The sequence below is a fragment of the Terrisporobacter sp. genome, from assembly GCF_017888745.1.
Lineage (GTDB): Bacteria > Bacillota > Clostridia > Peptostreptococcales > Peptostreptococcaceae > Terrisporobacter.
On the sequence record NZ_JAGHFM010000341.1, the window covers coordinates 1 to 4,663 of the forward strand.

Sequence of the window (4,663 nt, forward strand, 5' to 3'; positions counted from 1 at the left end):
TAAATATACTTCATCCTTGAACTGAGCCACTCTATCATAAGCATCATATGTGGAAGGCATATTTCCTGTTAATTCACTTAGAATAACACCACTTTCAACTCCACTTAACCATTTGACAGCCTCTGTCGCTGCACTAACATTAGTACAACTACTACTCACTGCGTATGCCCATGAACCTGTTGGTGTGTATCTTTCTTTATTCCAATCATTTCCCACAGGATAAGGTGCAATACCTAAATTAAAATCTGGATAGCTATTTTTCATATTGTTTGGTAACCATGCACCATCAAATTTAAATGCTGATCTTCCAAGTTCAAATAAGTTATCTATTTTAGTTTTTGAAAACATATTATTATCTAGTAATTTGTTAAAATAATTAACTGTTTCATAAGTTTTCTCTGAATTAAAATATCCATCAACAGTTAATCCATCTTCACTTACGAAATCACCACCATTTGACCATACAAAAGGAGCATAGTAGTAAATTGTTGATTCTCCTGAAGGGAAAGTCATATCAATTGGGTAATCCTTATCTGGAATAACACTTTTTACTTTCTCGCATACTTCATAGAATTCATCCCAAGTCCATGGGTCATCGATACTAGGAATCTCGATTCCTGCTTTTTCAATTATATCTTTGTTATAATATAATCCAACGCTGGACTCCATTGCACCTAGTGCATAAAGTTTATTATCTATTGTCCCCTGTTCTATTATTGAATCTAAATATACAGACTTGTCTTTATCTGATACCCCGTCTAAAGGTTGTATTATATTATTAGATACATATGCTGAGATATTTGGCCCATCAACAGTTATGATATCAGGTAAGTCTCCAGACATAACCCCTGCATTGATTTTATCTGAATATCCTCCTCCACTTTCATTACGTGGAATAAATTCTATATCTAAAAAATACTTACCATCGTATTTTTCATTAAAAAGCTCAACACTTTTTTTGTAGGCTTCTCCTTCTGTAGTATTCTCTATGGTATGTACCCACATAGAAATATACTCTTCATTGTCATCAAAACCACTAATACTACCTGTCTCTATTTTTTTGTCACATCCAACTAAGCCTATTATTAATGTGAAAATTAATAGAATACTTCCAATTCTCTTCCCCATATTAAATGAACTCCTCCTTAATATAATTTTGATAAAATCGGTTTTGTAACCGGTTTTGTAACCGGTTTTGAAATCGGTTTCATTAATCTACATAATCCTATCATAGGATTTACAATATAGTCAACTTTATAATTTTTTTTTTATATCTTTATTTTTGTGTAATAGAAAAATATATTTAATGTAAAATTTAATCTTTAAGTTGCACAAGACTTCTTTATTTGATAAACTACATAGGAATTATTCATAATAAAGAGGTGCTATTTTGAAAAAAAATATTACATATAGCGATATAGCTAAACATACGAATTTGTCTAAAGCTACAATTTCTAGATTTTTTAATTCTCCAGAAAGTCTTACTGAGGAAACTACCCTACTAATAGAAAAAGCACTTATGGAGTTAAATTACAAAGAAAATAAAGTGGCTAAGATTCTAGCTAATGGAAAAACAGAGTTTATAGGTATAATTGCTCCTAAGTTAGACTTACATTTTTATTCTTATTTACTTAATTGCATTCTTAATACTTATACTAAATATGGATATAAATTTATTGTTTTTACTAGCAACGGGGACATTGATGAAGAGAAAAAATATATTGAAGAATTATTAGCTTATCAAATTGAGGGATTAATTATGATTAGTTCATGTATACCTTCTATAGAATTAAAGGATTACAATATTCCAATTGTGGGAATTGAAAGAGAGTCAAAATATATTTCAAGTGTAAATACAAATAATTATATGGGCGCTTCTTTGGCTACAAATACTCTTATTGAAAACAATTGTGATGTATTGATACACATAAATAGTCCTCTATCAGATGAAGTTCCTGCTATTAATAGGATTAAGGCTTTTAATAATATTTGCAAAGATAAAAATATGGAATATATGGTATTCTATGAAGATTTCAACGGTGATATAAATGATACTAACAATAAGTTAAATAATATATTTAAGAAAATAGAAAGTAATTATCCTAATAAGAAAATTGGAGTATTTTTAAGTAATGATACTTTGGCTAATTATTTTATTAAGATTCTTGTGAAAAATAATAGATCTATTCCAGATGAGTATGAGGTGATTGGTTTTGATGATTCTCCTGCTGCAATCGAATCATTTATTCAATTAACTTCAATCAGGCAGGATATTCAGGCTATTACAGAGAATGCTCTGGCTATACTGAATGAGAGAATTAAGATAAATCACAACAAGAAAAAGGTTAATTTACCGCCTGATAAACATGTTATTATAGAACCTACTATTGTAAGGAGAGATTCTACTTTGTAGGGTAGTGAAAAAGGGACTATGGATGGATTTTGTGCAAACCTATCATGGTCCCTTTTGGTTAATATGATGTTTTGTTTTTAGGTAGTATATTATTCTGTAATATCTTCTGTTTTAAGTATTGCCTTTTTATCTAAACCTGAATATTGAAAACCTATAACTTTAATTCCAACAACTCCAATTAACAGAATTAATGCTATTCCCATTATTATTTTTTTATCATTAAATTTCATTTATTTATTCCCACCTCTACAACATATAAAGATTTAATTCATATTATATAACTATTATACAACAGAAATTCTTTTTAGCTGTTGAATATAATATCTTTTATTTCTTTTAAAATAGTTTGGAAATCCTTATTAGTTGTATCAATCTTTATTGTATTCATTTCGTCATACAGCAATAGTTTCTCTAAACTTCTTTCTATATTCTTATCATCTCTTAATCCATTTTTAATATCTTCCTCTATCCTTGATATTAATGTTTCTTTTGAACAAGTTAAGGTAATTTTATATACGTCTACATTGCAAGTATTTATTTTTTTTAGAATATTATTCATTATTTCATCAGTATGTATTACCCAATTAAACACAATATATCTACTATTTGAATTTTTTATAAAGTTATTAATAGTATGAGTAATATTATCTAAAACCATGTTTTTATTTTCATCATCGACTACAAATGGATTCATCATCCAGCAATTATCACCATCTAGCCAAAATGAATTTTCAAGCTCTTTATAAAGCATTTTACTTATAGTGGTCTTTCCTACACCCATTACCCCATTTATTATAATTAATTTTTTATTCATGTTTTACCCCTTTTTCATTTCTATACAATTCTTAATTTATAACAATTGCTCCTACCCCTGGAGTTAGTACTATATTAAATATTATCTATAAAAACTGTTTTACAAATTGGACATATATATTCTTATTTATTTCTATATTTTCCTTCAATTTTTAATGTATAGATAACCATTACTATAATAAGTTCGAAAATAACTCCTACCGCTGTAATTATTATAAGTGGAGAGTCTTGTTCTACTAATAATGGTATTCCTAATAATATAAAAAAAAAACCATATGCACACCATAGTTTGCCTAAGGCTTTGTACAAATTTCCAAAATAATAGCATCTAAACTCAATTTTATTCTCTAAGTTATATTCGATTATCGTAATATCTTAATGCAAATAGTTCTACCGCATTTCGTAATCCAATGAAACATACCGCATAGGTACAAAGACGATTCAATGTAAAAGTTATTTCAATATCAAAATTAATCGTTATTATTTGTCCAATAACTAAAAATAATACTAATAAGGTATAGCTTAAATAATTTACTACATTATTAGCTTTGTTCTGAATTAACTGCCAACGCTCGTCTTTTTTATAAGCAATTTCTTTTTTTGACTTCCAGAAAGGAAGAAAAATAGTAATTCCAGCACTTGGAATCAATAAAAGTAAAAAAATATGTTGTTCATTCATTGCTCTAATCCTCCTTATATTCAAAAACATTATTTATTGAAACATCAAAAGCATGTGCAATTTTGAAAGCTAATTCTAAAGATGGTGTATATTTATATTTCTCAATCGATATAACAGCTTGACGAGAAATTCCTACCTTTTCAGCCAAGTCAGCCTGTGTCCAATCACGCTCAGCTCTCAAAACTTTAATTCGATTCTGTATCAAAGTATTACCTCCTTGACAAAATGTAATCTATTGTTTACATTTTAAATTGTAATCACTTATTTACATTTTATCAATTACAAAGTACTTTTTCTGTTAATATTATAGGGTAACTTATATTTTTCATAAAAAATACAAGCTGCCCTATTTATTTATATTATGTTAAAACTTATAAATAACAAAATGTACACCAAAACAAATGGTTTAGTATATATATGACAAGTTAATACTATTCTCTAAAAACTTATCTAAAAATATATAGTAAGAAAGCCCTTAGAATCCAAATAAATGAATTTTAAGGGCTTTAATTTTATTGGAAATACATAACTATAATTCCTAAAGGTAAATTTTAGTACTTTTTATTTATTCTATAAAAAAATTTTAATTGTTTATTGAATTATCAATAGTTATTAATAAAGATAGGCATATAAGTTCATCTTTTTCTTCAAAAATATCAATCTTATAGCTATCTTTAAAATTAAACATAGATTTATTTATCTGTGCAACATCTATATTATTTTTAGAAATAGTAAAACTTCTAGCCATTAAATCACCA

At 27.2% G+C, this 4,663-nt stretch carries 7 protein-coding genes; 1 reads left to right on the forward strand and 6 read right to left on the reverse strand.

Annotated elements, in window-relative coordinates:
• Positions 1-1,128, reverse strand: a 1,128-nt coding sequence (locus J7G74_RS15175; RefSeq protein ID WP_297136875.1) for an ABC transporter substrate-binding protein, incomplete at its 3' end; no start/stop codon positions are given.
• Between the two features lie 262 nt (positions 1,129-1,390).
• Between J7G74_RS15175 and J7G74_RS15180 the strand changes: the two genes are divergently transcribed.
• Positions 1,391-2,413: a substrate-binding domain-containing protein gene (locus tag J7G74_RS15180; protein ID WP_297136876.1), complete on the forward strand. Its 1,023-nt coding sequence runs from the start codon at positions 1,391-1,393 to the stop codon at positions 2,411-2,413.
• Between the two features lie 89 nt (positions 2,414-2,502).
• On the opposite strand, the gene J7G74_RS15185 is transcribed toward J7G74_RS15180, so the two are convergent.
• From J7G74_RS15185 to J7G74_RS15205, 5 genes are all read right to left on the reverse strand, one after another.
• Positions 2,503-2,643 (reverse strand): hypothetical protein, encoded by a 141-nt coding sequence (locus tag J7G74_RS15185; RefSeq protein WP_297136528.1) that lies wholly within the window; start codon positions 2,641-2,643, stop codon positions 2,503-2,505.
• Positions 2,644-2,717: 74 nt separating this feature from the next.
• Entirely contained in the window at positions 2,718-3,227 is a 510-nt protein-coding gene (locus tag J7G74_RS15190; RefSeq protein ID WP_297136878.1) for an AAA family ATPase, read from the reverse strand.
• Between the two features lie 122 nt (positions 3,228-3,349).
• Positions 3,350-3,535 carry a hypothetical protein gene (locus tag J7G74_RS15195; RefSeq protein ID WP_297136879.1) on the reverse strand — a complete coding sequence of 62 codons (186 nt, stop codon included), beginning with the start codon at positions 3,533-3,535 and terminating at the stop codon, positions 3,350-3,352.
• 43 nt (positions 3,536-3,578) lie between these two features.
• Positions 3,579-3,905 (reverse strand): hypothetical protein, encoded by a 327-nt coding sequence (locus J7G74_RS15200; protein ID WP_297136881.1) that lies wholly within the window; start codon positions 3,903-3,905, stop codon positions 3,579-3,581.
• A 4-nt stretch (positions 3,906-3,909) separates the two neighbouring features.
• Complete coding sequence (locus J7G74_RS15205) at positions 3,910-4,110, reverse strand: helix-turn-helix transcriptional regulator (protein WP_297136883.1); 201 nt, start codon at positions 4,108-4,110, stop codon at positions 3,910-3,912.
• Positions 4,111-4,663: the final 553 nt, after the last annotated feature.

Bases quoted from the DNA above. Each gene is read 5' to 3' on its own strand.
- J7G74_RS15200 (WP_297136881.1), bottom strand. From the start codon at position 3,905: ATGAATGAACAACATATTTTTTTACTTTTATTGATTCCAAGTGCTGGA.
- J7G74_RS15185 (WP_297136528.1), bottom strand. From the start codon at position 2,643: ATGAAATTTAATGATAAAAAAATAATAATGGGAATAGCATTAATTCTG.
- J7G74_RS15190 (WP_297136878.1), bottom strand. From the start codon at position 3,227: ATGAATAAAAAATTAATTATAATAAATGGGGTAATGGGTGTAGGAAAG.